The following is a 25952-nucleotide window of genomic DNA, read 5'->3' as shown; positions in this document are numbered from 1 at the left end:
GCGGATTGTGGTACTAAAAGTTTGCGCAGCTGGCCGCATTATTGCCAAGGCAGTATTTCACCGGCGGCGATGACGCGCTAAGGTTGGCCCACTGTGTAAATAGCGGTTAAAAAATAATCACAGCATCTTGGCATCGAAGCTCAACAGGCATATGCTTAGGCCTATGCCTGTCAGAGGAGATGAAAATGGAAAGAGTCGCGAAGCTGTTTAAAAACGGCAGAAATCAGGCGGTGAGATTACCCGTGGAATTCGAATTCGATACAGATCGCGTGTATATCCGCCGCGATCGGGAGGGAAACGTGATTTTATCGAAATATCCGGCGAAACCTGATAGTTGGGCTCCGCTGCTGCAAATGATCGCACAAACGCAGGTACCGCAGGACTTCCTGACCGCGGAGGATCGTCAGCAGGGGATGGCCACCCGCGATCCCTTTGCCGGGGAAGAATAAGCATGTATATGTTTGATACCAATACGGTCAGCCAGCTCTTTCGCAGGCACCCTCGTCTGCTCGGCTTAATGGAAAAGATCCCGCCTTCTGCGGTCTGCATTTCCAGTATTACCGAGGCTGAATTGCTCTATGGCGTCGCCAAACGGCAGAGTCTGACGCTGAAAGCGACGGTTGCGGCATTCCTTGATTCTGTGACGGTCTATGCCTGGGACAGTGAAGCCGCGCATTGCTATGGCGCTATGCGGGCGGAGATGACAAAAAACGGGCGGGTGATGGGGGCTTTGGATCAGCTTATTGCCGCACACGCCCAGAGCCGCGGTGCGACGATTGTGACTAACGATAAGGCGTTCGCCATGGTGCCAGGCCTGGCAGTGGAAGACTGGACTTAAAGCCCATTCACCAGCCGGCAAGGCTCGGCTTCCCAGCGATAGCCCACGCCGTACACCGAACGGATAAAGGACTTCTCGCCGTCGATCAGTTCCAGCTTGCGCCGCAGGTTTTTTATATGGCTGTCGATGGTACGGTCGGTGACGACCCGATAGTCGTCATACAGATTATTCAGCAGTTGCTCACGTGAGAACACGTTGCCCGGCTGGCTGGCCAGCGTTTTCAGCAGGCGAAACTCTGCCGGGGTGAGATCCAGCATTTGGCCCTGATAGCTGGCCTGAAAGCGCGGTTCATCAATGTGAAGCTGGGTTTCTTCCTGCGTATTCTCCAACGGGCGGTAGCAACGACGCAGAATGGTTTTCACCCTGGCGACCACTTCACGTGGGCTGTAAGGTTTACAGATGTAATCATCTGCGCCGATCTCCAGCCCCAGCAGGCGATCGATCTCCTCGATTTTCGCCGTCACCATCACCACCGGAATATCGGTAAAGCGGCGCAACTCGCGGCAAACCGTTAACCCGTCGCTGCCCGGCAGCATCAAATCCAGCAGGATCAAGGCAGGGGAATGGGCATGTACCGCCGGCACCACCTCACTGCCATTGGTCAGCCAGTGCGTGGCGTATCCCGCAGCCTGCAGGTAGTCCACCAGCAGTTGGCCGAGCTTGGGTTCATCTTCAACAATCATAATTTGCAACGGCTGGTTCTGGGTTTCCATCATGACGCCTTATTCATTACCGGGGTGGCGAATTCTACAGTAATCCGCACGCCGCCCAAAGGCGAGTGCTGTGCGTAGATCTTCCCGTTGTGTGCTTCCACTATGTTTTGACAGATCGATAGCCCCAGTCCGGAGCCGCCGCTGGCGCGATTACGCGAACCTTCGGTACGGTAGAAGCGTTCAAAAATGAGTGCCAGTTGCTCGTCATTGACGCCCGGCGCGCTGTCCTGCCAATAGATTAGCAGGCGGCCCGGCAACGATTCTGCGCCGATCTCCAGCTTACCCTCGGCATCGGTATAACGCAGGCTGTTTTCCAGCAGGTTATTAAACAGTTGGTTAAGCCTGTCGGGATCGCCAAACAGCGGTGCCTGCTCTGGTAGCAGTGTCACGATTTCCAGCCCTTTAGCGTGGAACCGGTCGCGGAAGCTGGCGACCGCAACTTGCAGCAGGTGCACACAGTCGAGCGGTGATTTACGGTAGGCGAGCGCGCCGAGATCGGATAACGACAGCTGGTGCAGGTCATCGACCAGCTTGGTCAGGGTGGCGACTTCCGCCAGCAGTGAGCTGAGTGAGGCCGGGGTGGGCTGGCGCACGCCATCTTGCAAGGCTTCGAGTTCGCCGCGCAACACCGCCAGCGGGGTGCGTAATTCGTGCGAGACGTCGGCCATCACGGCGCGTCGCATCTGCTCATTTTTTTCCAGTGAGGTGGCAAGCTGGTTAAAGTCCAGCGCCAGTCGCCCCAGTTCATCCTGGCTGCTGACCGCCACGCGGGTGCTGAAATCCCCCGCCGCCAGCCGATGGGTGCCCGCTACCAGGCGTTTGACCGGCGCCAGTAGTCCGCGCGACATCAGCCAGGTCACCGCCGCAGCCAACAGGGTGGAGAGGGCGACAATCATCCAGCTGGTGCGTCTTTGCTGTTGGTCGAAGTTGATGTCGGTATTGCGCGTCAGCCTCTCTACCGGGGTGGTGAGCACCCAGCCGACAATTTCATTGTTGTAGCGGATGGGATGACGCGGGCCTTCCTTTGGCAGCGGGCCGGAATGCCCCACCAGCCGGTTAAACTGGCTGTCCACCACCCAGAACTGGGTACGCCAGCCCTTGGGCGGCAGATTGTGGCTGCTGTCGCTGTTTTGTTCGAACGAACGCATGATCTGATAAACCACCTGATCGTTATTGCGCAGAAAGACCCAGTTGCCGTGACGGCTGTACTGTTCTTCCAGCGCTTCACCCAGCATGTTGATGCGTTGTTCGTTGCTGTTTTTGATGTAGTCGATAAACCCGCGCTCGAAGCTGACACGCACACCCCAGTGCATGGTGATTAACACCAGCATGCAGGTGGCGAAAATCGCCATAAACAGTTTACCGGTAATGCCTATTTTCATTATTGCAACCTCGTGGAGCCTGTGCCCGGCTCTTTGGTCAGCGTACGGTTAGTGGTGGTATCAGCCGGGACGCGGGCGAAGGCCAACGCAGGCAGGGCGATGATTAGCGCCATGCAGCAGTAGCTGTAAATAAACGCGCTGTGGATAGCCGGGCTGTCGGTGACCACCTGATGATGGGCGAAGCTGCCGATCAGAATACCGGCGATGCTGACGCCAAGGCTCATCGACAGTTGCATCACCATCGACAGCAGGCTGTTGCCGCTGCTGGCCAACCGGTCCGGTAAATCTTTCAGCGTCAGGGTATTCATCGCCGAGAAGCGCAGTGAGTTAACCATGCCCTGGAAGAACAGCACCACCGGCAGCAGCCAGATCCAGCCGAGCATGGCCACCAGCGGGAAACTCAGGCTGATCAGCGCCAGCATCAGCGTCGCGGCTACCAGCACGTTGCGGTACCCAAAACGGTTAACCACCCGCACCACTATGCGTTTCATCCCCATGCTGCCGATGATCATCGGGATCATCATCAGCCCGGCGTGGAACGGGGAAAAGCCCATCCCGACCTGCATAAACAGCGGTGTCATAAACGGCAGCATGCCGCTGCCGATACGGCCCAGCAGGCTGGCTGTCAGCCCGACCTTATAGGTCCGGGTTTTGAACAGCCGCAGCGAGAACAGGGCCCGGCTGTTGCCGTGTGCATGCCACCAGTATCCCGCTAGCGCCGCTATGCCAGCCACCACCAGCCCGGCGATGGCGGTAACGGACAGCCCCATGCCTTTGTGGCCGTCAAGCGCCAGCGTCAGCGTCGCCATCCCGACTGCCAGCAGGATAAAGCCGCTGATGTCGAAGCGCCGGGTCTGCATGCGGTAGTTGGGCATCAGCAGCAGCGTGGCGATGGCCCCGGCGATCCCCACCGGAATATTAATCAGGAAAATCCAGTGCCAGCTGGCGTACTGCACCAAAAAACCACCCAGCGCCGGCCCCATCAGCGGGCCGATTTGGCCGGGCAGGGTGACGAAGGTCATCGCCGCCATATACTGTTCGCGCGGGACGATTTTCATCACCGTCAACCGGCCGACCGGCACCATCATTGCGCCCCCGATGCCCTGAACCACGCGTGAGGCGATCAGTTCGTTGAGCGTTTCGGAACGGGCGCACAGGATCGAACCCAGCGTGAACAGCACGATAGCGCTGAAGAACACTCGCTGGACGCCAACCCGATCCGCCAGCCAGCCGCTGGCAGGCAACATGACCGCCACCGTCAGCACATAGGAGACGATCACCGACTGCATGCGCAGCGGGTTCTCCCCCAGGCTGACGGCCATCGACGGCAGGGCGGTGTTGACGATGGTGGTGTCCAGCGTCTGCATAAAAAAGCCGAATGCCACAATCCAGAGTTGCCACTGTACGGAGGCGGTGTGTTTTATAAGCATCGATCAGCCATTATTGGGGCAAAGGATCCAGTTTCTTGCCGCGACGGAACTTCATCTGCAGCCGGTCAAAATACAGGTAAACCACCGGGGTGGTGTAGAGCGTCAACAGTTGGCTAACGATCAGGCCGCCCACGATGGTGATACCGAGCGGTTGACGTAACTCTGCGCCGTCGCCGTGGGTCAACACCAATGGCAGTGCGCCAAAAAGCGCCGCCAGTGTGGTCATCATGATCGGCCTGAAACGCAGCAGGCAAGCCTGGAAAATGGCGTCATGTGCGCTGATACCGCCGTTGCGTTGTGCATCCAGGGCAAAGTCGACCATCATGATGGCATTTTTCTTCACAATGCCGATCAGCAGCATAATGCCAATCAGCGCAATCAGGCTGAACGGCGCGCCGAACAGCTCCAGCGCCAGCAGTGCGCCGACCCCGGCAGAGGGCAGGGTGGACAGGATGGTCAGCGGGTGAATATAGCTTTCGTAGAGAATGCCGAGCACGATATACACCGTGGCGATGGCGGCGGCGATCAGCAGTAACTGGGATTTCAGCGTTTCCTGGAATACCTGAGCGGTACCGGCAAAGGCACCACGTACCGTAGCCGGGACGCCGAGCGCCGTCATGGTGCGCTCTACGGCGGCGGTGGCGTCAGACAGGCTGCCGCCATCCGGCAGGTTAAACGAGATGGTCGAGGCGGCCGACAACCCCTGATGGTTGACCGACAGCGGTGCATTGGCCGGTCGCCAACTGGCGAAGTAAGACAGCGGGATCGCCTTGCCGTCCTTGTTGATCACGAACATCTTGTCCAGCGAACTGACGTCCTGGGTATAGGGCGGTGCGACTTCCATCACCACTTTGTACTGATTGAGCGGCTGATAGATGGTTGAGATCTGGCGCTGACCGAAGGCGTTGTTCAGCAGATTATTGGCATCGGAGACCGAGATGCCCAAACGAGCCATAGTCTCGCGATCGTAAACCAGATCCATTTCCGAGCCTTTGTCCTGCTGATCGGAGTTGACGTCCGCCAGTTCCGGCAAGGCAGCCAGCGCGGTGCGGATTTTCGGTTCCCACTCGCGTAGTGCGGCGAGGTCATCTGCCAGCAGCGTGTATTGGTAGCTGGCGTTAGCCTGTCGGCCACCGACGCGGATATCCTGTACCGCCATCAGGAACAGGCTGGCACCCGGCTCTTTGGCCAATTTGGCGCGCAGGCGGGCGATCACTTTCTGCGCGTCATCACTACGCACCGACAGGGGTTTCAACGAAATAAACATCGAGCCGCTGTTGGTGCGTGAACCGCCGGTAAAACCGGTGACGTTTTCCACATCCGGATCTTCACGCACGATTTTCATGAAATCTTCCAGTTTAACGCGCATAGCCTGGAAGGAAATGCTCTGATCGGCCTGGATAAAGCCCATCAGCCGGCCGGTATCCTGTTCCGGGAAAAAGGTTTTTGGAATACTGACGTACAGCCACACGTTGAGCGCGATGGTGGCCAGAAATACCGCCAGCACCCAGCGCGAATGGCCAAGCACCCAGCTTAGCGAACGGCCATAACCCTTTTGCAACGCCAACAGCATTTTACCGAAGCCGCGAATGCGCCGCTGCGAGCGCGGCGGCTGGTGGCGCAGCAGGTAGGCGCACATCATCGGCGTCAGCGTCAGCGAGATAATCAGCGACAGCCCGATCGACACCGACAGGGTGACGGCGAACTCACGGAACAGGCGGCCAGGCAGGCCTTCCATCAGCAGCAGCGGAATAAACACCGCCACCAGCGACACGCTCATCGACAGCACGGTGAAGCCCACTTCACGCACCCCGACCAGCGCCGCATTAATGGGTTTCATGCCGGCTTCGATGTGGCGAGAAATATTCTCCAGCACCACGATAGCGTCGTCGACCACGAAGCCGGTAGCGATGGTCAGTGCCATCAGCGACAGGTTATTCAGACTGAAGCCGCACAGATACATGGCGGTGAAGGAGCCGATCAGCGAGACAGGCACCGCTACCGCCGGGATCAGCGTAGCGCGGCCGGAACGAAGGAAGATGAACACCACCAGGATCACCAGCCCGATGGCGATCACCAGCGACTGTTCGACCTCGGCCAGTGAGGCGCGGATGGTCGGTGAGCGATCCTGGGCGATATTCAATTGGATCGACGCCGGAATATTGTCTTGCAGCGCGGGCAGTTCGGCGCGAATGCGATCGACGGTTTCAATGATATTGGCATCCGGCGCCCGGCTTATGGCCAGAATAATCGCCGGTTTGGCATTGGTCATCCCGGCGTTGCGGACATCCTGCACCGAATCGTTAACCTCGGCCACGTCGCTCAGGCGCACCGCCGAGCCGTTGTTGTAGTGGATAATCAGCGGCCGATAGGCATTGGCGGTTTTCAACTCGTCATTGGCCTGGAGCTGCCAGCGCTGCTGTTGATTTTCCACCGACCCTTGTGGCCTGCGCACGTTGGCATTACTGATGGTCTGGCGCACCGCATCGAGCGATATGCCCTGATTGAACAGGGCGCTCGGGTTGAGTTCGACCCGCACCGCAGGCAGTGAGCTACCGCCGACCGAAACGTCGCCCACCCCTTCGGTCTGGGCGATTTTCTGTGCCAATTGGGTAGAGGCAAAGTCGTAAAGTTGACCCTGGCTGTAGGTATCTGAGGTCAGCGTCAGGATCATGATCGGCGCGTCGGACGGGTTGACCTTACGGTAGCTGGGGCGGCTTGGCATACCGGTGGGCAACAGGCTTTGCGCGGCGTTGATTGCCGCCTGTACGTCACGTGCGGCCCCGTTGATATCACGATCGAGATCGAACTGCAGAATCACCCTGGTGCTGCCCAGCGAGCTCATTGAGGTCATCTCATTGACCCCGGCAATCCGGCCCAGCGCCCGTTCCAACGGCGTCGCTACCGACGAAGCCATGGTCTCTGGATCGGCACCCGGCAGCGAAGCGCTGATTGAAATCACCGGATAGTCGACCTGCGGCAGCGGCGAGACTGGCAGCAGGCTGAAGCTGATCACGCCGCTGATGGCGATAGCCAATGTCAGCAGCGTAGTGGCGACCGGCCGGTAGATGAACAGGGCGAAGAATTTCACGGCAGCTCCTGCGCATCCGGCTGGTGACGAGTGTTGCGCGCCAGCTTGTCAAACAGCAGGTAGATAACTGGCGTGGTGAACAGCGTCAGGATCTGGCTCATCACCAGCCCGCCGACCATACAGACTCCGAGTGGGTGGCGCAGCTCCGCGCCGACGCCGGTGCTGAGCATCAGCGGCAGTGCGCCCAGTAACGCGGCCAGTGTGGTCATCAGGATTGGCCTAAAACGCAGCAGGCAGGCCTGATAAATTGCGTCATACGGCGTCATTCCCTGTTCCCGCTCGGCGGCCAGGGCAAAGTCGATCATCATAATGGCGTTTTTCTTCACGATGCCGATCAGCAGGATGATGCCGATAATGGCAATCACGTCCAGTTCGCTGCCGGCCATCATCAACGCAAGTAAGGCACCGACCCCGGCGGTGGGCAGGGTGGACAAAATGGTCACCGGGTGGATAAAGCTCTCATACAGCACGCCCAGCACGATATACATCGCCACCACCGCCGCCAGGATCAGCCACAGGGTGCCGCCCAACGCTGCCTGGAACGCCAGCGTCGCGCCCTGGAACTGGGTGGTGATGTCTTTCGGCAGGTTGAGGTTTTTTTCTGCCAGAGTGATGGCGTCAACCGCTTCACCGAGGGAATAATTGCCTGCGACGTTAAAGGAGATGGTGGCCGCCGGGAACTGATCCAGATGGTTAACCGACAGCGGCCCGAAGCGCTGTTCAATTTTGGCGATGGTGCTCAGTGGCACTATGGTGCCGTTGCTGCTGGTCAGACGGATATCATTCAGCGCCGCCAGCCCTGGCGTAGTGCTGACGTCATGTTCCAGCACCACGCGGTACTGGTTGGCCTGGGTGTAAATGGTGGAGATCAACCGCTGGCCAAAGGCGTTGTACAGAGCATTATCTACGTCGCTCATGCTGATGCCGAGGCGAGAGGCCGAATCGCGATCGACATTGACATAGGCCACCAGGCCCTGATCCTGCCAGTTACTGGTCACGTCCGCCAACTGCGGCGTTTGTTTCAGTTCAGCCATCAACTGCGGTACCCACAGGCTGAGATCGTCCAGCGACATCGCCTGCAGGGTGAACTGGTATTGGGTGCGGCTGACCTGAGTATCGATAGTCAAATCCTGTACCGGCTGCAGATACAGCTTCACACCGGGGAACTGGGTACTCATCTGTTGCAGTCGGGTGATGATGGCCGGAATACGCTCGCTGCGTTCGCTTAAGGGTTTGAGGTTGATCTGCAGCCGGCCGCTGTTGAGCGTAGCGTTGGTGCCGTCGACGCCAACAAACGACGTCAGGCTTTCCACCGCCGGATCCTTGAGAATTTCTGCCGCCACCTGCTGCTGGCGCTCGGCCATATTGCTGAACGACACGGACTGCGGTGCTTCCAGCGTGCCCTGAATGATGCCGTTGTCCTGCACCGGGAAGAAACCTTTCGGGATCAGCAGGTACAGCAAGATGGTGAGCAGCAGCGTGCTGAATGCCACGCCGAGCGTCAGCCACGGGTGGTTGAGCACCGTTTTCAGCCATTTGCCGTAGCGGGCGATAACCCGATCAAAGAAACGCTCGGAAGCCGCGGAAAAACGGTTCTGCTTACGCAGCGATTCGTGGCTCAGCATGCGTGCGCACATCATTGGCGTCAGCGTCAGTGAAACCACGGCGGAAATCAAAATCGCCACCGCCAACGTCACGGCAAACTCGCGGAACAGTCGGCCGACGATATCCCCCATAAACAGCAGCGGGATCAGCACTGCCACCAACGAGAAGGTCAGTGAAATGATGGTGAAGCCGATCTCACCGGCTCCTTTCAACGCCGCATCGAGCGGTTTTTCCCCCTTTTCGATATAGCGCGAAATGTTCTCAATCACCACGATGGCGTCATCGACGACAAACCCGGTGGCGATGGTCAATGCCATCAGCGTCAGGTTGTTAATGGAGAAACCGAGGAAGTACATGGCGGCAAAGGTACCGATCAACGACAGCGGTACCGCGACGCTCGGAATAATGGTGGCCGGCACGTTGCGCAGGAATACGTAAATCACCATCACCACCAGTGCCACCGCCAGCAGCAGTTCGAACTGCACGTCGCTGACCGAGGCGCGAATGGTGGTGGTGCGATCGGTCAGTACCTTGACGTCGACCGATTTTGGCAGGCTCTTGATCAACTGGGGCAGCATCTCGCGGATGCTGTCGGCGGTGGTGATCACGTTCACCCCCGGCTGACGCTGGATGTTCAGCACAATGGCCGGTTGTTTGTTGGCCCAGGCCGCCAGCCGGGTATTTTCTGCGCCCTGTTCGATGGTGGCGACATCCTGCAGGCGGATCGCCGCGCCGTTTTGGTAGGCGACAATCAGTTGGCGATAATCGTCGGCAGACTTCATCTGGTCATTGGCGGACAGCGTGACCGAGCGCGTCGGGCCATCCAGGCTGCCTTTGGCGGAGTTGACGTTGGCATTGCTGATGGCGGTGCGGATGGTTTCGCTGTCCAGTCCGTAGGCAGCAACGGCCGCGGCATTAAGTTTTACGCGCACCGCCGGCCGCTGGCCGCCGGAGATGGTGACCAGCCCGACGCCGGTGACCTGGGAGATTTTCTGCGCTACGCGGGTTTCCACCATGTCTTCCACCTGAGTCATCGGCATGGCGGATGAAGTCACGGCCAGCGTCAGTATCGGTGGATCGGCAGGGTTAACCTTGCTGTAGATCGGCGGGTAGGGCAGATCGCTGGGTAACAGGTTGGTGGCGGAGTTGATCGCCGCCTGCACTTCCTGTTCGGCGACGTCGAGCGGTAGCTCAAGCTGGAATTGCAGCGTCACGACCGAGGCGCCGCCGGAGCTTTGCGATGCCATCTGTTTCAGGCCGGACATCTGGCCAAACTGGCGCTCCAGCGGGGCGGTAATGGCTGAAGTGACCACGTCCGGGCTGGCACCGGGGTACAGCGTGACCACCTGAATGGTCGGATAGTCAACTTCCGGCAGGGCGGAAACCGGCAGGGCGCGGTAACCGATAATCCCCGCCAGCAGGATCGCCACCATCAACAGCGTGGTCGCGACCGGGCGCAGAATAAACAGGCGGGATGGGCCGCCGCCGGGGTTAGGTGGCATCACCTGCATCAGGATTTCCCCTGAGCGCGAGTTGGTTGGCTCGGTTTAGCCGCTGCCGAAGCCGTCTGCGGCGTCACCACTTCTACCTGCATGCCTTCAGTCAGACGATCGATACCGTCGGTCACCACCCGATCTCCGACGTTCAGGCCGGCGGTGATCACCACCTGTTGGCTATCCTGCATGCCGGTGGTGACCAGGTGTTTGTTGACTTTGTTCTCTTCACTCAGGGTCCAGACGAAGTTGCCTTCGTTGCCCATCTGTAGCGCTGCGGTCGGGATGACCATGGCATCGTGCAGCGTCGCCACCTTCAGGCGTGCATTCACAAACTGGTTGGGAAACAGCGCATCGTCCTCGTTGGTGAAACGCGCCTTGAGTTTGATGGTGCCGGTGGTGGTGTCGATTTGGTTATCCAGGCTCAGTAATGAACCGGTGGCCAGTTGATTTTGGTTGGTGCGATCCCAGGCTTCGACGCTAACCGGGCCGGCTTTTTGCGCTTTGATCAAGTCGCTGATATTGGCTTCCGGCAGGGTAAACACCACGTCGATAGGATGAGTTTGGGTGATCACCACAATGCCGGTAGTGCTGCCGCTGGTGATGTAATTGCCGACATCCACCAGTTTCAGGCCGACGCGACCGTCGATCGGTGCGGTGATGCGACTGTAGGTGATTTGCAGTCTGGCGCTGTCCACCGTGCCCTGATCGGCTTTGATCGCCCCCTCAGTCTGCTGCACCAATGACAATTGGGTATCCAGATCCTGCCGCGAAACCAGATTGGTTTTGGCCAGTTGCTGGTAACGCGCCAAATCGCGCCGGGCATTAGCGAGCGTGGCCTGGTCTTTTGCCAGTTGCCCCAATGCCTGAGTCAGTTGCACTTCAAACGGGCGCGGGTCGATTTCCACCAGCAGATCGCCTGCCTTGACCTGTTGGCCTTCGGTAAAGTGGATCGCCATCAGTTGGCCGTCAACCCGGCTGGTGACGGTCACGGTGTTGGCGGCGGTGGCGGTGCCCAGTCCGGACAGATAGCGTGGCACCGTCTGCTGCGTGACGGTGGCCGCCTGTACCGGTGACATCGGTGCCCCGCGTCGGCCACCGGCAGCCTTGCCATTAGCTGCATGGCGGGCACCCGGCGCGGCATCCGTCGCCGGTTGCGAAGCGCTGAAGTGACGCCAAATCAGCACGGCGGCAATAACCACAATGACCACCACCAGCAGGCGCAGTATCAGTGAACGACGTGGGTTTTTTGCATTCATGGTGGTGAAAATATCTCCAAAAGGCAGGCGTGCGGGCACTCATTGCCAAAAAAGTTACACTCCTTACAGGATACTAGTTTAGCCAGTCAAGACGGCATAAAAATGAAGGAAATATGGAGTAACCGTCAGCATTGTCCTAATAAGTTGCAGATTTGTGCATGCCCGCCTTATAAGAGACTTAATCCGGCTTATAGCCAATACGTTTTGGCCTATTTCTCGGTTTGGCGCTAATAATTACCCTGCGAATCATTAATTCCCTTGGAGCATACAATGAGCAACAGAGAGCTGGGCCGTTCGGGCATTAAAGTGCCGGCATTGACCTTCGGCGGTAACGTGTTTGGTTGGACTGCCGATCGCGAAACCTCATTTAGCCTGCTGGATGCGCTGGTGGAGAACCAGCTCAATTTCATTGATACCGCCGACGTGTATTCCAGCTGGGCGCCGGGCAATCAGGGCGGAGAGTCGGAGACCACCATTGGACAATGGCTGAAAAAAACCGGTAAGCGCGACCAGGTCATCATTGCCACCAAAGTGGGCAAGCCGATGGGCGAAGGCAAACAGGGGCTGTCGCCGCGCTATATCCAGCAGGCGGTTGAGGATTCACTGCGCCGTTTGCAGACCGATTATATCGACCTTTATCAATCGCATGATGACGACCGGGACACGCCACTGGCAGAAACTCTGGCGGCGTTTGATGCGCTGATCAAGGCCGGCAAGGTGCGAGCGATAGGTGCTTCCAACTATCAGGCCGATCGTCTGGAAGAAGCACTGAACGTCAGCGAGCGGGAAGGGTTGGCGCGTTACGAAACCCTGCAGCCGGAATATAACCTGTATGCGCGAGAAGGCTATGAGCAGGGGCTGGAGGTGGTGGCGCAGCGCCATGGACTGGGAGTGATTAACTTCTTCTCGCTGGCCAGCGGTTTCCTGACCGGCAAATATCGTAGCGAGCAAGATATCGGCAAGAGCCAGCGTGGCGACAGAGTGATTGGGCAATATCTTAATCCGCGCGGTTTAAAAATTCTGACGGCGTTGGATAGCGTTGCGGCGAAGCACCAGACTTCACCCGCGCAGGTTTCATTGGCCTGGCTGATAGCGCGGCCGAGCATTACTGCACCGATCGTCAGCGCTACCTCGTTAACGCAGTTGGATGAGTTGGTTAGCGCTACCCGTCTGCGGTTGGATGCCGAGGATATCAGCACCCTGAACCAGGCCAGCGCCTGGTAATCGGGTTAGCTGCGCACAGCGTTAATCAATGACAGCAACTGCGTCAGGCAGGCTTCAACGGTGCGCCCAGCGGTATCAATCGTCACCACCGGTGTGCTCCAGGGCGTGTAATCATGGGCGGTGACACTTTCCCAATTGGGCAACCGTAACCCGGCAATATCACCGTCGCGGGTTTCGACTCGTCGGCGGTGTTCCGTGCGGTTGGAACAGACCACTTCAATATCCAGGCAGGCAGTGCCAGCCCGTAGTGCAACGCTATGCCAGTCCTCACGCGTGACCGGCAGCGGATTGACTGAGTCGGCAATCACGGTGTGACCCAGGCGCAGGTTATCTTCGGCGACGCCATAAGCGGCAAAATATCCCGCCGGGCCAATGTCATTGGCCAGAGATCCGCTGTTGCGGATCGCTTGTTCAAGGGTATCGATTCGCAGATGCATTGCGGGTAATGCGCTAGCCAGCGCCCGCGCCAGTGTAGTTTTACCGCTGCCCGGCAGACCGGAAAAAACGATCAGCATTGTTGCTCCCGCCAGTTTTGTTGTGTCAGCCGATACAGGACATGTTTTTGCAGCGGATGGCCCTGCGGCAACCGTGGATGCAGGAAGTTTTCACCGTTGGAGCTCATGCCAATACGTTCCATAACCCGGCGTGATGGCCCGTTGTTTTCGGCGGTAAAAGACACTACTTCAGCTAAATCCAGCCGTTCGAAAGCGTAGCACAGTGCGGTACGGGCGGCCTCAGTGGCGTAGCCTTTTCCCCAGTGCGCTGCCGCTAACCGCCAGCCGATTTCTACGCAGGGAGAGCAGGGCAGATCGTCCGCCGGGATCGCCAGCCCGACAAAACCGATAAAAGGCGCGCCGTCTTTTTCTTCCACCGCCCACAAACCCCAACCGTTTTGCTGCATGAATTGACGAATTTTGTCAGCCTGCGCGTGGCTTTGTTCGGCTGTCAGCGGGGTAGGGAAATAACGCATCACCTGGGGATCGGCGTTGAGGGCGGCAAATGCCGGCAGATCTTGGTCGCGCCAGGCGCGCAATAGCAACCGGTCGCTTTCCAGGGGGAGTATTTCATACATCACTGACCTCCAATGACCAGGGGCGCGGCAGGCCGCGCCCTCGGACGATTAACGGAACAGCGTTTGCGCCCAGCGTGCCAGCCCGGCGGTGACCGAGCCAAAATCGTTGCCCCCGACGATAGGAATGCCCGGCAACTGCTGTTGCAGCGCAGCGCGCAGCAGCGGTGAACGTGCGCTGCCGCCGGTGAGATAAATCACCTGTGGCGCGGTCTGGCTGCTGGCCAGTGCGGCGCTGACCTGTTCCTGAATGCGCAGTAGCGGCTGCGAAATAGCTTCGGCAAGCTGATCCTGGCTGATGGTTTCCGTCAAATCAGCCTGGACGAAAGCCAGCGGTGCGCTGATGTTTTGCTGTGCGGACAGGGCGATTTTACTCTCCTCCGCCGCGCGCACCAAACGGTAGCTCAGACGTTGCTGGTGAACTTTCAGCAGGCGTTTGACCTTTTCCGGCTCGGCGGCATCGCGGATCAGATCACGCAGCATGCGGCCGTTGGCGACGCTGTAAAAGTCGTTCTGCGCCGGCACGTCGTTGGTGGCGACGGCGTTCCAGTAAGGCAGCGCAGGCAGAGCGATACCCTTGCCGGTTTCGCCGCCCATGCCGAACAGTGGCATCAGCTGTTTGAATGCCAGCATGATATCCAGGTCGTTACCGCCCACGCGGCAACCGCTGTGCCCCAGCAGGCTTTGCTGGCGTTCGGCACGGTCACGCCATTGTGGCCCCATCAGCAGTACCGAGCAGTCGGTGGTACCGCCGCCGATGTCTACCACCAGCACGGTTTTCTCTTCGGTCAGCGTGGCTTCGAAGTCCAGCCCTGCCGCGACCGGCTCGAACTGGAATTCAATGTCTTTGAACCCGGCACGCTCGGCAGCGCGTTGCAAAATGCCCTGCGCCTGCTGGTTGGCATCTTCACCGCCCATGCCCTGGAAGTTGATCGGGCGACCGATGACCGCCTGACTGATGCTGTCCTGCAGGACGTTTTCCGCCTGGCGCTTGATGTGGAACATCATGGCACACACCAGATCTTCAAACAGCGCGATCTGCTGTGGCTTCAGGCCGTTGGCGCCGAGGAAGGATTTCGGTGAACGAACAAAATACACCTCTTCCGGATCTTCAACGTAGTGTGCCAGCGCTTGCAGGCCGAACAGCACGCTGTTGCTGGCGACCGGGATGTCTTCTTCACGGTTGTAGTTGATTGCCCGGCGCAGCAGTTGCTGGTTCTCTTCGCTGCCGGTGGGCACTTGCCAGTGACGGTGCAAGCACTCGCTCACGGCTTCACGCGTCGGTGCGCACAGCATCGACGGCAGATAGGGTTCGTTGTTTTCCAACGTCAGCAGCTCGGGGCCGTTATCACGCATCACTGCAACGGAACAGTTGGCCGTTCCGTAATCGAATCCAATAAACATGTCTTTTCTCACTCCCCATGCCGATGAAGGGGGGCGACTTTACCCGAGACTTGCCCCTCGGGCAACGTGCCAGCGCATAACTGACGAAAATTTTAGTGACTAACGGGAGCGCGTGCTTAACTTAATGTCCGAATCCCGCACGTCAGCGCACCAGCCGAGTCGCATAATGAACAAAAAACTGACCCCGAGCCTAGCCATGAAAAACCAACAACAGGCGCTGTATCAGGCACTGAGTGCGCGCGATCGTAAATTCGACGGCCGCTTTTTTGTCGGCGTTTCTTCGACCGGTATTTATTGCCGCCCGGTGTGCAGTGCCCGCACGCCGAAAATCGAGAACTGTACCTTTTACCCTAGCGCGGCGGCGGCGGAGCTGGCCGGGTTTCGCCCCTGCCTGAAGTGCCGGCCGGAGTTGGCGCCGGGGCTGGCGTTGATTGATCTGGGTAATCGCTATGCCCAGGTGGCGGTACAGTTGATTGAACAGGGCTATCTGTCGGAGCACAGCTGTGAGCAACTGGCCGCGCGGTTGGGCATTTCCGACCGCCACCTGCGGCGTATCTTTGCCGATCAGTTTGGCGCGTCACCGATTGATTATGCCCAGTCGCACCGGCTGTTACAGGCCAAAAGGCTGCTGGCGGATACCGATATGCCGCTAAGTGAGGTGGCGTTTGCCGCCGGTTTCGGCAGCCTGCGGCGTTTCAACGAGTTGTTCAAGGCACGCTACCGGCTGATCCCCTCGGCGCTGCGCAGCAGCAGCGGCCGTAATGAACGCACCGTCGCCAGCGGGCTGGTCTTTCATCTGGGTTACCGTCCGCCCTATGACTGGCCGCGGATGCTGAGTTTTTTGCAAACCCGTGCGGTAAGCGGAGTGGAAAAGGTGGAGGGGCAACAGTATCTGCGGGCGATCGCCATCACCCAGGGCGGCATTGATTATCACGGCTGGGTCAGCGTGCAGCCGGAAGAGAGCCACAATCGAGTGCGGGTGGAGATTGCCCCCGCCCTCAGCCGGGTGACCACGGAAGTGCTGCGTCGCATCCGGCAGCTGTTTGATCTGGACGCGGCGCCAGATCTGATCGTCCAGGCCTTGGGGCGGCTTGCCGCCGATGCGCCGGGCCTGCGTTTGCCCGGCTGCGTCAACGGCTTTGAGCAGGCGACCCGGGCGGTGCTTGGACAGTTGGTCAGCGTCAAGATGGCGGCGACCTTTGCCGGACGCATGGCTGAACGCTGGGGAACGCCGCTGGAACAGCCTTACGCCGGCATTACCCATGTGTTCCCCAATGCCGAACAGGTGGCGCGGTTGCAACCCGAGGAACTGCGCCCGCTGGGGGTGCAACTGAAACGCGCAGCGGCGCTGATCGCCATCGCACGGGCGGTCACCGAAGGGCGGCTGCAGTTGGAAAACGTGCTGGATATTGAGCAAGGGATCAAGGCGCTGACCGCGTTGCCGGGGATTGGCAGTTGGACGGCCTGTTACATCGCGATGCGCGCCTGGTCATGGCCGGATGTGTTTCTGACAGGGGATTATCTGATCAAGCAGCGCTTTCCTGGGATGACGCCACGCCAGATTGAAAACTATGCCGAATGCTGGCGGCCCTGGCGCTCTTATGCCACGCTGCATCTGTGGCATAACCAGGGTTGGGTACCGTCAACGGAGATCGACGAGTAGCCGCGTTATTCTTCGGCAGCAATCAGCGCCAGCAGGCTGTCGATCCCTTCACGCATCAGGAAGGTGAGTACTTTTTCGCGCTCGCTTTCGCTCAGGTGATAGTAATACTCAACCCAGACTGCCAGCGGATCCTGGCGTTCAAGTTGATATTCTGCGGGATCTTCTTGCAGTACCAACAGGCTGCGCGCGCCGATCGGCAGGCTATTGATGTGGTATTCCACCGCTTTGCCCTGCACGCCTTTTCGGCGGCGACTGATCCAGCCTTCGCGGCGGGCCATCAAATTGATTCCCTGCGGCGAGGAGGGCAGTCCTGCAATGCCGGTAAGCTCTCTGGCGGCAAACCACTCGTTTTTCATAGCCATTATCCCTGAGCAATCACGTTTAAAGATGGTGGTGGAAATTAACGCGCGTGCTGATTTCCGTATCGAGGTTTTGTTCAAACGATTAACTTTAACTCGTTAGTTATACCACTAACCTCAGGTTGGCTAAGCAAAAAAAACGTGATCGGGGGCATGTGGCCAATGACGCCACGGCCTGAAAGACAGGAGAATGAGGCTGAATAGAGGGGGACGGTGTTAGTGAACGGCAGCAAAAGCCGGCGTTGCCGCCGGCCATCAGAGATTACAGCAGGAAGAGGGTGGCCAGACCGAGGAAGATAAAGAAGCCGCCGGTGTCGGTCAGCGCGGTAATCAAGACGCTGGAACCGACCGCCGGATCTCGTCCCATTTTTAGCATCGCCATCGGGATAACCACCCCCATCAGCGCCGCTACCAACAGGTTGAGGATCATCGCCAGCGTCATTACCCCGCCCATCGCCCAATCGCCATACAACAGCCAGGTGACGATGCCCATGATACCGCCCCAGACTACGCCGTTGATGATGGCAACCCCCAGTTCCCTGAACATCAGGCGGGAGATATTGCCGACCTCGATTTGATGCAGGGCCAGTGCGCGGACGATCATGGTGATGGTCTGATTACCGGTGTTGCCGCCGATACCGGCGACAATCGGCATCAATGCCGCCAGCGCCACCAGTTGTGAAATGGTGTGTTCAAACAGGCCGATAACGCGCGAAGCGATAAATGCGGTACACAGGTTGATCGCCAGCCATGCCCAGCGGGTTTTCACCGCTTTGCTGACCGGGGCAAACACGTCTTCCTCCGGGCTTAAGCCCCCCATACGGCGCAGGTTGCTGTCGCTTTCCTCGTTGACCACGTCGACGATCTCTTCAATGGTCAAGCGGCCCATCAGCTTGCCTTTGGCATCGACCACCGGGGCGCTGATCAGGTCATAACGTTCGAACGCGCTGGCCGCAGCCTCGGCTTTCTCTTCCGGCAGAAAACGGGTGGGATCGCTGTCCATCACCGCCTGTACCAGAGTTTCCGGGTCATTGAGCAGCACCGCGGTGAGCGGCAACTCACCCAATAGCGTATTTTTACGGTCGGTGACAAAGAGCTTATCGGTGGCCGCCGGTATGGTTTTGCGCAGGCGCAGGAAGCGATGCACCGCACCGAGGGTGACGTCCGGGCGCACCGTGACCAGTTCAAAATCCATCATCCAGCCGACGGTGTCCTTGCCGTAGTGGATCATCTCGCGCACCTGAGCGCGCTGCTCCGGCTCCATCGAGGTCAGCAGGCGGCCCATCAGGTTACGCGGCAGGTATTGCGCCAGATAGGCCTGTTCATCAACGTCCAGCGTTTTGATGGCTTTGAGCAGGTCTTTATCGCTCATTTCTTCGATCAGGCTGTCCCACACCGGCTCGGCGACTTCCACCAGTGCCTGGCCGCGCTTGGCGTTACCCACCAGCCGCCACAACGCCAGACGTTCGTCCTGCGGCAGCGCTTCGAGCAAGTCAGCCAAATCGGCGGCATGCATATCGTCGAGCAGGCCGGTAATTTCAGCGGTCTGGTTGAGCAGCTCACTTTTGCTAAGGGCGTTTTCGTCACCCGGTCGGCCGAGAATGCCGTCGACCAGGTCTTTGTTATTTAACAGCAGGGAAATAATGCGCTGGCGGTGCTCAGCGACTTTTTTAACATTATGCGTTGCGGCTGACATGATATTCCTTACTGGCACTCAGGGGTCCTTACAGACAAGCTCTGAACAACAGAGAGCTTAGTGAATGCAGACGTCATTTTTATGAAATGGCAGCAGAAGCTGAGGAATAAGTAAGGGGCCTGGCATGCCGAAACGCCGGCAGGCTGCTTAACTATTCGCAAGCCCTGCAAAGTAGCCTGGGTCTTTGAAGTCAGGGAGCGGTGCCCTGGTTTTCGCCGCCTGTTTCGGTGGTTGTTTGATAAGGGGCGAGCTTTTTTTCCTGATGATGGGGTACTGCGACCACCGCAGCATACAGCAGACGGCCAACCAAAATGATAAAGCTGACAAACAGTACTATTTTTGTCATCTGTCCGGTGGTTTTTTTACGCATATATCACCCGGCATGCCGGTTTCCTGTGTCATTCAACGACGGTGAAAGCCGATAAATTGTAAACGGAATTTTAGCTATCGATGACAAATATTGTCCATTTATTTCCAGTTGGTACCGTCGGATATTTCACTTATGTTTAGCAAGAGTTTTAGTTTGTCTATTGGATCATGGACTTAAGAAAATACCCAAAATAGGCTTACACATATTTACCCAACTTTTCCTCCATGATTGATCGCAGTCAAACCCTTGCTGACCCTGCCGCATAAAATTCCACTCCATTCTCCTGTCGCATATGTTACTTTCACTTTGCCTCATGAATGGATAGAGGTACGTAAAGGAACCTGCCTTATTACCTGAACGCGCGAATGGAATTGCGCCCTGACGGACTCGTTATTTTTATGGTTAAGCCAATATTCTGGAAGCATTTACGCGAGCGCTGGTGGGGTTATCCCCTCATCTGGGGCTTGTTGTTGATCCCGTTCGCCGGTTGGTTGTCGCCGCGCATTATGTTGCCAGAGGGCAAAGTCTATCTGCTCTATCTGCCACTGGCAGCCTGCATTGCGTTGTTGATGGTCTACGACTGGCGGGCGCTGCCGGGCATTACCCTTGCCATCATGGTGCGATACGCGAGCCGACTGGGGCTGGAGAGCGGCATATTGGTCACCTCGTTGTACCTGCTTTGTCTGATCCTGTGCTGGTTGGGCTATCGCAGCCAGACTCAGCGTCGTTGGTGTGCGGCCCCCGGCGTACCGGCATTGGTCAAAGCGAGGTTGATCTGGTTGGTGGTGCTGCCGGCGTTGCTGTTTGTCTTCGGCCTGAAACTGCTGGTCGCTCTGGCCCAATTGCCTGACGAACTGGGGATGATGCCCGGTAATAGTGATTATTTGTTGGCCCTGGTCAATTTTCAGGCGCTGCTGCTGGGTTGCCTGTCCGCTATGCCGCTGTTCTACTTTATGTTGCGCCTATTGAACAAGCCCAGGTTCGCACTGACGCTGTGGCGACGTTTTGGCCGTGAAATGGCCCCCCAGGCCGATAAAAAAGAGTTGTCTCTGTGGTTGCTGGTGCTGGTCAGCATGGTGGCCTTGCTGTCTTACTACGCCAAAAATTCCAATCCTCTGCTGCTGGGGGGCTATGGCCTGATCCTGTTGCTGCCGGTGATGCTGTATGGCGCGATGCGCTTTGGCTACCAATTCAACTGCATTATCTGGTCTTCTTCGCTGCTGGTGCTGTTTTTCCATTATCCCGGTTATGCGCAGCGCGACAATTTATTGCATAACCTGGCAGTCATCTCTTCGATGATGGTGGTGTTTACCCTGTGTATTTACCTGATGTCGGCGCTCAATACCCGCCAGCGATTAAGCCATGCCAGGGCGCAAAGCGCTGCGCTGCAAGATCCGGTGATTGGCTTGCCTAACCTGCGCGCCCTCAAGCGCGATCTGACCTTGTCATTACCTTCAACGCTGTGTTTCCTGCGCGTTAGCGAGCTGGATTTGCTGAGCCGCAACTACGGTATGCAATTGCGCATTCGTTTCAAACAGCAGTTGGCGGCGCTGCTGCATCAGGTATTGGCACCCGGTGAGGGCGTATATCATCTGCCAGGTTATGATCTGTTGCTGCGGGTGGATGGCGAAGACAGCGAAGAAAAGGTTTTGCAGATCTACCACGCGCTGGAGAAATTCCGTCTGATATGGAACGGGTTGCCGCTCCATCCGCCGCTGGGGTTAGGCTATTGCAGCGTGAATGCCGATTTCGAACATCTCTACCTTCTGCTGGGGGAGCTTAGCTCGTTGGCGGAAGTATCATTGACCAGCGGCAAACCGGAGAGTGTGCAAAACGGTGGGCAATGGGTACAGGAAGAAATCAAACGCAAAGTCGAGTTACTGCATGGTGTACAGCATGCGTTGGATAACGATGGGTTCATTTTGATGGCGCAGCCGATCGTGGGCCTGCGCGGTGACCGATATCATGAAATTCTGCTGCGCATGCGTGACGCGTGCGGAGAGATCATATCGCCTAATGATTTTCTGCCGGTGGCACATGAGTTCGGCCTGGCGTATCGGCTGGATCTGTGGGTGTTGCGCAATACGCTGAAATTTATGGATCTGTACCGTGCCGAACTGCCCAGTGCGCGCTTCGCGGTTAATTTGTCACCTTCTTCGCTGTGCCGGCCTATGCTGCGCCACGATGTCAACAGCCTGCTGGAGCAGTACCAGATTGAGCCCTATCAACTGACGCTGGAAGTGACCGAATCGCATCTGTTGCAGGATACGGCCTATGCCGGGGCCAATTTGCAGGCACTGCGTGAGATGGGGTGTCGCATTGCGCTGGATGACTTCGGTACCGGCTATGCCAGCTACGATCGGCTGAAGATGCTGCCGGTCGACATGTTGAAAATCGACGGCAGTTTCGTGCGTGACATGCTGACCAATCCGGTGGATTTCCAGGTCATTACGTCTATCTGCAAGGTTGCGCGCATGAAGCGGCTGGCGATAGTGGCTGAATATGTGGAAAGCATGGAGCAGTTGGTCGCGCTGAAAGGGGTTGGCGTGGACTATATGCAGGGCTACTTCATTGGCGAGCCACAACCCTTGCTGGCGCTGTTACCGACACCGCGTTGAGTTTGCCCCCCGGCAGGCAGGGGGCGAAAGACTCAGGCAGTACGTTGCTCGTTTTGGGTCTCTTCTTCTTCGCAAATCAGCTTCCAGCCGACGACGTCATTCCAGTAGGCCTGCTCACGTTCAAGATCCAGTTGTACCAGGTTGTTTAACGCCAGATAACCGGCCGGGAAACGCAGCGTCCAGTGATTATCGTCAGTACTCAGGCGCAGCGTCTCGGGGGTGGTGGTCGACTGACGCTGGTTATTGAGCAGGGTGCTCAAACGCAGCAGTTGGATCAGCGGCAGGTAATGCTTTTTCTTGAACAGGTTCAGCCGCGGCAGTTCTTCCAGCTTGATACCCTTGCGGTGGAAACGCACCAGCGCTGCCAACAGCAACTGCTGCTCCTGATTAAAGCCGGGCAGGTTGGTGTTTTGCAGAATATAGGCCGAGTGGCGATGCATGCCGCTGTGGTTGATGCTCAGCCCCACCTCATGCAACATGGCGGCCCATTTCAACAGCGCTTCCAACTGCGGATTTGCCAGCTTGGTGTTTTGCGCCATCCACTGTGCGTACAGCAGTTCGGTGGTGTCCAGCACCCGCTTAGCCTGCTCACGGTCGATATTGTAGTGATCGGCCAGGCTTTTTGCGGTACGGCTGCGGATATCCTGATGGCGGAAACGGCCCTCCATTTCGTACAGTACGCCTTCGCGCAGTGCGCCGTCAGAAAGACGCAGGTCGCGGATTGCCAGCGCGTCGAACACGCCGCACAGGATAGCCAGACCCGGTACAAACACCGACTGACGGTCTTCCGACAGCCCCGGCAGGCTCAGGGAGCTGAAGCTTTTAAACTGCAACACCTGCTCCGTCAGCATCTCCAGCCGTTCCAGGGTGATCAGGCCGTCTTTTTCGCCCATCGCCACCAGCACTTCGTGTGCGGCCTTGATGGTACCGGACGCGCCCAGAGCATACTGCCAACCCTGAATACGGTACTGCCAGGCCAGGGTTTCCAGCTTCTGTGCCGCTGCCAGGCGCGCACGCTTGAAATTGTTTTTACTGATTTCACCGCCTGGGAAAAACTGCTGGGCGAAACTGACGCAGCCCATACGGCGGCTTTCCGCCAGCAGCGGCTCAAAGTCTTCACCGATCACCAGCTCAGTAGAACCACCGCCGATATCGATCACCAGCTTGCGGCCTTTTTCCGGCTGGGTGTGCTCCACACCCATAAAGATCAGACGCGCTTCTTCCTGTCCGGCGATGATTTCAATCGGGTAGGGGATCACTTTAGCTGCACGTTTGAGAAACACTTCCGCGTTAACGGCCTGACGCAGGGTGTGAGTACCGACGATGGTGACGTTATCCGCCGGGAAGCCCTGCAGCCGTTCGGCAAACAGCGCCAGGCAGGCCAGTCCACGTTCTATTGCCTCTTCACTGAGCACATTGTTGCTGTCCAATCCATCGGCGAGGTGGACCCGTTGTTTTAAACGGCCCAATACCTGTAAAGCGCCGTTGACGACGCGGGCAATCACCATATGGAAGCTGTTCGACCCGAGGTCGATGGCAGCAATTTCCTGCGGTTTATTTGTTGCAGTGCTTTTTAGCGGCATAGTTGCTGGCCTACTGTCCTGGTTGTTCCAGAGCTTTTAAATACTCGTAAATGGCAACCTGAGAACGGACTTTACGGCGGTTGCCGCGCGGTACGTACTGGTTGCTCAGTTCTTTATCGAGGTAACGTGCCTTGACCGTGTCGCTGAACAGAATTTCCAGAATATCCAGAACTCGTTGTTTCAGGGTTGGATCCAGCAGCGAGACCGCGACTTCGATGCGGTAATCTATGTTACGGGTCATCCAGTCGGCAGAGGACAGATAAACCAGTTTGTCACCTTTGTTTTCGAAAACGTAAACCCGGTCGTGTTCCAGATAGCGGTCGACGATGCTGATTACTTGAATATTGTCACTGATCCCCGGCAGGTTGGGAATCAAAGAACACATACCTCGCACCAACAGGCGGATTTTTACACCGGCGCCGGATGCGGTATATAACCGATCTACCAGCCCTTTATCCACCAGATTGTTGATTTTCAGCATAATGCCGGCGGGAAGCCCGGCCTCGGCATTGGCAATTTCCCTGTCGATTAACTCATACAGCTTCAGGCGCGAGTTCTGCGGCGATACCATCAGGTTGTCGAAGGTGACCGGCCGGTACGGGTTTTCGATAAAGTTAAACACCCGACGCACTTCGTTGGTGATGCGTGAGTCGGCGGTCAGTAATGAATAGTCGGTATAAATACGCGCGGTTTTCTCGTTAAAGTTGCCGGTACCGATATGAGCATAGCGCACAATCTCGTCGCCTTCACGGCGTGAGATCAGGAACAGTTTGGCGTGGATTTTCAGGCCTGGAGCAGAGAAGATTACGTGCACGCCGGCTTCCGTCAGGCGCTTGGCCCAGTGGATGTTGGCCTCTTCATCAAAACGTGCCTGCAGCTCTACCACCACCGTGACTTTCTTGCCGTTGTGGGCGGCGTGGATCATCGATTCGATAATGCGTGAGTCTTTCGCCACGCGGTAAATATTGATTTTTATCGCCAGCACGCTAGGGTCAAATGACGCCTGACGCACCAGTTCCAGCACGTGTTCAAAGGTGTGGTATGGGTAGTAAAGCAGCACGTCCTGTTCGCGGATGGCGTCAAAACCGTTGCGGAACTTTTCGAACCAGGTATGGCGCAGGCGTGGCAGCGGTTTGTTGACCAGATTGGCCTTGCCGACGTTCGGGAAGCCGATAAAGTCTTTAAAGTTATGATAGCGGCCGCCGGCGATCACCGAGTCATAGCTGGAGATACCCAGCTTGCCGCGCAGCAACTCCACCATTTCATTCGGCATGTCGCGCTGATAAACAAAACGTACCGGCTCGGCGGTCAGGCGCTGTTTCAGGCTGGAGGACATCAGTTCCAACAGGCTCGATTCCATCTCAGTGACCAGATCGTATTCCGCGTCGCGGGTCATTTTCATCGAATAGGCATTGAGCGCGTCGTAGTCGAAGAAGCCCTTGAAAATATCGTCCAGGCAGTAGCGCAGAATGTTGTCCAGCAGGATCATCGGTTTGCGACGGCGCGGGGCTTCCGGCGGCAGGTTGACGAAGCGCGGCACCTTATCGGACGGGATCTCCAGCAGCGCATAATCGATGCGTATGCCGCGAATAATCTCCACCGCCAGATAGGTGTAATCGTCTTTCAGGAACTGCACCAGGTTGGTTTCGTGATTGATCAGGATGGGCGTGATGTGCTGACGCAGGTGCTGTTTGAAGTATTGTCGCAGCCAAATTTGCTGGTTCTCCGACACCTGACGTTCGTTGATCAGGAAGATCTGATTACGCGCCATTTCCAGCAGCAAATCGTTATACAGGCTGTCGAATTCTTGATCGGTTTTTAATACCTTGGCCTGGATCTTTTTCAGCAGATGGCGTGAAGCGCCACCAGAGCCTTGCTCTTCGCTGATCAGAATGCGTCGTTTGAGATCGGCAAAGCGGACCTTATAGAACTCGTCAAGGTTATTGGAGTAAATGCCCAGAAAACGCATGCGCTCAATCAGGGGATTGCTCTTATCTGCGGCTTCCTGCAATACGCGTTCATTAAAGGATAACCAGCTTAGTTCTTTTTCGATGTAGAGCTTTTCCTGACCCATTGCCACTCCAGTTCAATTTTAGAAAAGGATCCGGGACGCAGCCCGGATGCCGCTTCAGTGTCCTTCATCATTATTGCGAGA

The 25952-nt window shown here is 57.4% G+C and carries 19 protein-coding genes; 5 read left to right on the top strand and 14 right to left on the bottom strand.

Annotation, left to right across the window (positions count from 1 at the left end; all coding sequences use genetic code 11):
• The first annotated feature begins 185 nt into the window (after positions 1-185).
• Together SERS4_RS0118920 and SERS4_RS0118915 are read left to right on the top strand one after the other, a co-directional pair.
• Entirely contained in the window at positions 186-449 is a 264-nt protein-coding gene (locus SERS4_RS0118920) for an antitoxin (protein WP_012146268.1), read from the top strand.
• Between the two features lie 2 nt (positions 450-451).
• The gene (locus SERS4_RS0118915) at positions 452-838 is read left to right on the top strand and encodes a type II toxin-antitoxin system VapC family toxin (protein ID WP_012146267.1); all 387 of its coding nucleotides are present in this window, start codon (positions 452-454) and stop codon (positions 836-838) included.
• Here the strand turns inward: SERS4_RS0118915 and baeR are convergent.
• From baeR to SERS4_RS0118885, 6 genes are read right to left on the bottom strand one after another with little or no spacing between them, the layout of a single operon-like run.
• A complete protein-coding gene (gene baeR, locus SERS4_RS0118910; protein ID WP_017893647.1) occupies positions 835-1551 on the bottom strand; it encodes a two-component system response regulator BaeR in 717 nt (238 codons plus the stop codon). The genes SERS4_RS0118915 and baeR overlap by 4 nt on opposite strands.
• Entirely contained in the window at positions 1551-2933 is a 1383-nt protein-coding gene (gene baeS / locus SERS4_RS0118905) for a two-component system sensor histidine kinase BaeS (RefSeq protein ID WP_017893646.1), read from the bottom strand. Before baeS ends, baeR begins: the two co-directional genes overlap by 1 nt.
• Positions 2933-4363, bottom strand: a complete 1431-nt coding sequence (locus SERS4_RS0118900; protein ID WP_017893645.1) for an MFS transporter — start codon at positions 4361-4363, stop codon at positions 2933-2935. Before SERS4_RS0118900 ends, baeS begins: the two co-directional genes overlap by 1 nt.
• Positions 4364-4373: 10 nt before the next feature.
• Complete coding sequence (gene mdtC, locus SERS4_RS0118895; protein ID WP_017893644.1) at positions 4374-7454, bottom strand: multidrug efflux RND transporter permease subunit MdtC; 3081 nt, start codon at positions 7452-7454, stop codon at positions 4374-4376.
• A complete protein-coding gene (locus SERS4_RS0118890; protein ID WP_017893643.1) occupies positions 7451-10570 on the bottom strand; it encodes an MdtB/MuxB family multidrug efflux RND transporter permease subunit in 3120 nt (1039 codons plus the stop codon). The genes mdtC and SERS4_RS0118890 overlap by 4 nt, the downstream gene beginning before the upstream one ends.
• Entirely contained in the window at positions 10570-11811 is a 1242-nt protein-coding gene (locus SERS4_RS0118885) for an MdtA/MuxA family multidrug efflux RND transporter periplasmic adaptor subunit (protein WP_026142486.1), read from the bottom strand. The genes SERS4_RS0118890 and SERS4_RS0118885 overlap by 1 nt, the downstream gene beginning before the upstream one ends.
• A 270-nt stretch (positions 11812-12081) precedes the next feature.
• On the opposite strand from SERS4_RS0118885, the gene SERS4_RS0118880 reads away from it, so the two are divergent.
• Positions 12082-13035 (top strand): aldo/keto reductase, encoded by a 954-nt coding sequence (locus SERS4_RS0118880; protein ID WP_017893641.1) that lies wholly within the window; start codon positions 12082-12084, stop codon positions 13033-13035.
• 5 nt (positions 13036-13040) lie between these two features.
• On the opposite strand, the gene SERS4_RS0118875 is transcribed toward SERS4_RS0118880, so the two are convergent.
• The 3 genes from SERS4_RS0118875 to yegD are packed head-to-tail and all read right to left on the bottom strand — an operon-like array spanning position 13041 to position 15508.
• Positions 13041-13550, bottom strand: a complete 510-nt coding sequence (locus SERS4_RS0118875) for an AAA family ATPase (RefSeq protein WP_017893640.1) — start codon at positions 13548-13550, stop codon at positions 13041-13043.
• Positions 13544-14107 (bottom strand): GNAT family N-acetyltransferase, encoded by a 564-nt coding sequence (locus SERS4_RS0118870; RefSeq protein ID WP_017893639.1) that lies wholly within the window; start codon positions 14105-14107, stop codon positions 13544-13546. The genes SERS4_RS0118875 and SERS4_RS0118870 overlap by 7 nt, the downstream gene beginning before the upstream one ends.
• A gap of 48 nt (positions 14108-14155) precedes the next feature.
• Positions 14156-15508, bottom strand: a complete 1353-nt coding sequence (gene yegD, locus SERS4_RS0118865; protein ID WP_012146257.1) for a molecular chaperone — start codon at positions 15506-15508, stop codon at positions 14156-14158.
• 166 nt (positions 15509-15674) lie between these two features.
• Here yegD and alkA point away from each other — a divergent pair, with 166 nt between their 5' ends.
• Positions 15675-17171 (top strand): DNA-3-methyladenine glycosylase 2, encoded by a 1497-nt coding sequence (gene alkA, locus SERS4_RS0118860; protein ID WP_017893638.1) that lies wholly within the window; start codon positions 15675-15677, stop codon positions 17169-17171.
• A 5-nt stretch (positions 17172-17176) separates the two neighbouring features.
• Here alkA and SERS4_RS0118855 read toward each other — a convergent pair whose 3' ends face one another.
• The 3 genes from SERS4_RS0118855 to SERS4_RS0118845 form a co-directional block, all read right to left on the bottom strand.
• The gene (locus tag SERS4_RS0118855; RefSeq protein ID WP_012146255.1) at positions 17177-17527 is read right to left on the bottom strand and encodes a DNA-binding protein; all 351 of its coding nucleotides are present in this window, start codon (positions 17525-17527) and stop codon (positions 17177-17179) included.
• 265 nt (positions 17528-17792) lie between these two features.
• Positions 17793-19226 (bottom strand): magnesium transporter, encoded by a 1434-nt coding sequence (gene mgtE, locus SERS4_RS0118850; protein ID WP_012146254.1) that lies wholly within the window; start codon positions 19224-19226, stop codon positions 17793-17795.
• A gap of 190 nt (positions 19227-19416) precedes the next feature.
• The gene (locus SERS4_RS0118845; RefSeq protein ID WP_012146253.1) at positions 19417-19596 is read right to left on the bottom strand and encodes a YfgG family protein; all 180 of its coding nucleotides are present in this window, start codon (positions 19594-19596) and stop codon (positions 19417-19419) included.
• Between the two features lie 398 nt (positions 19597-19994).
• Here SERS4_RS0118845 and SERS4_RS0118840 point away from each other — a divergent pair, with 398 nt between their 5' ends.
• On the top strand, positions 19995-22214 hold the full coding sequence (locus SERS4_RS0118840) for a GGDEF domain-containing phosphodiesterase (RefSeq protein ID WP_037410756.1): 2220 nt from the start codon (positions 19995-19997) through the stop codon (positions 22212-22214).
• 32 nt (positions 22215-22246) lie between these two features.
• Here SERS4_RS0118840 and ppx read toward each other — a convergent pair whose 3' ends face one another.
• Both ppx and ppk1 read right to left on the bottom strand, forming a co-directional pair.
• On the bottom strand, positions 22247-23797 hold the full coding sequence (gene ppx, locus SERS4_RS0118835; protein WP_012146251.1) for an exopolyphosphatase: 1551 nt from the start codon (positions 23795-23797) through the stop codon (positions 22247-22249).
• A gap of 10 nt (positions 23798-23807) precedes the next feature.
• The gene (gene ppk1 / locus SERS4_RS0118830; protein WP_017893636.1) at positions 23808-25871 is read right to left on the bottom strand and encodes a polyphosphate kinase 1; all 2064 of its coding nucleotides are present in this window, start codon (positions 25869-25871) and stop codon (positions 23808-23810) included.
• Positions 25872-25952 lie beyond the last annotated feature (81 nt).

It is taken from the genome of Serratia sp. S4 (assembly GCF_000347995.1).
Classification (GTDB): Bacteria; Pseudomonadota; Gammaproteobacteria; order Enterobacterales; family Enterobacteriaceae; genus Serratia; species Serratia quinivorans.
The sequence above is the reverse complement of the archived record's forward strand: the minus strand, read 5'-3'. Positions and strand labels throughout refer to the sequence as shown.

Excerpts from the sequence above, each read along its gene's own strand:
- baeR (WP_017893647.1), bottom strand. The coding sequence starts at position 1,551 with ATGGAAACCCAGAACCAGCCGTTGCAAATTATGATTGTTGAAGATGAA.
- SERS4_RS0118875 (WP_017893640.1), bottom strand. The coding sequence starts at position 13,550 with ATGCTGATCGTTTTTTCCGGTCTGCCGGGCAGCGGTAAAACTACACTG.
- SERS4_RS0118915 (WP_012146267.1), top strand. The coding sequence starts at position 452 with ATGTATATGTTTGATACCAATACGGTCAGCCAGCTCTTTCGCAGGCAC.
- SERS4_RS0118890 (WP_017893643.1), bottom strand. The coding sequence starts at position 10,570 with ATGCAGGTGATGCCACCTAACCCCGGCGGCGGCCCATCCCGCCTGTTT.
- alkA (WP_017893638.1), top strand. The coding sequence starts at position 15,675 with ATGAACAAAAAACTGACCCCGAGCCTAGCCATGAAAAACCAACAACAG.
- SERS4_RS0118885 (WP_026142486.1), bottom strand. The coding sequence starts at position 11,811 with ATGAATGCAAAAAACCCACGTCGTTCACTGATACTGCGCCTGCTGGTG.
- ppk1 (WP_017893636.1), bottom strand. The coding sequence starts at position 25,871 with ATGGGTCAGGAAAAGCTCTACATCGAAAAAGAACTAAGCTGGTTATCC.
- yegD (WP_012146257.1), bottom strand. The coding sequence starts at position 15,508 with ATGTTTATTGGATTCGATTACGGAACGGCCAACTGTTCCGTTGCAGTG.
- SERS4_RS0118920 (WP_012146268.1), top strand. The coding sequence starts at position 186 with ATGGAAAGAGTCGCGAAGCTGTTTAAAAACGGCAGAAATCAGGCGGTG.
- SERS4_RS0118855 (WP_012146255.1), bottom strand. The coding sequence starts at position 17,527 with ATGAAAAACGAGTGGTTTGCCGCCAGAGAGCTTACCGGCATTGCAGGA.
- SERS4_RS0118900 (WP_017893645.1), bottom strand. The coding sequence starts at position 4,363 with ATGCTTATAAAACACACCGCCTCCGTACAGTGGCAACTCTGGATTGTG.
- SERS4_RS0118880 (WP_017893641.1), top strand. The coding sequence starts at position 12,082 with ATGAGCAACAGAGAGCTGGGCCGTTCGGGCATTAAAGTGCCGGCATTG.
- SERS4_RS0118845 (WP_012146253.1), bottom strand. The coding sequence starts at position 19,596 with ATGCGTAAAAAAACCACCGGACAGATGACAAAAATAGTACTGTTTGTC.
- ppx (WP_012146251.1), bottom strand. The coding sequence starts at position 23,797 with ATGCCGCTAAAAAGCACTGCAACAAATAAACCGCAGGAAATTGCTGCC.
- SERS4_RS0118870 (WP_017893639.1), bottom strand. The coding sequence starts at position 14,107 with ATGTATGAAATACTCCCCCTGGAAAGCGACCGGTTGCTATTGCGCGCC.
- baeS (WP_017893646.1), bottom strand. The coding sequence starts at position 2,933 with ATGAAAATAGGCATTACCGGTAAACTGTTTATGGCGATTTTCGCCACC.
- SERS4_RS0118840 (WP_037410756.1), top strand. The coding sequence starts at position 19,995 with ATGGTTAAGCCAATATTCTGGAAGCATTTACGCGAGCGCTGGTGGGGT.
- mgtE (WP_012146254.1), bottom strand. The coding sequence starts at position 19,226 with ATGTCAGCCGCAACGCATAATGTTAAAAAAGTCGCTGAGCACCGCCAG.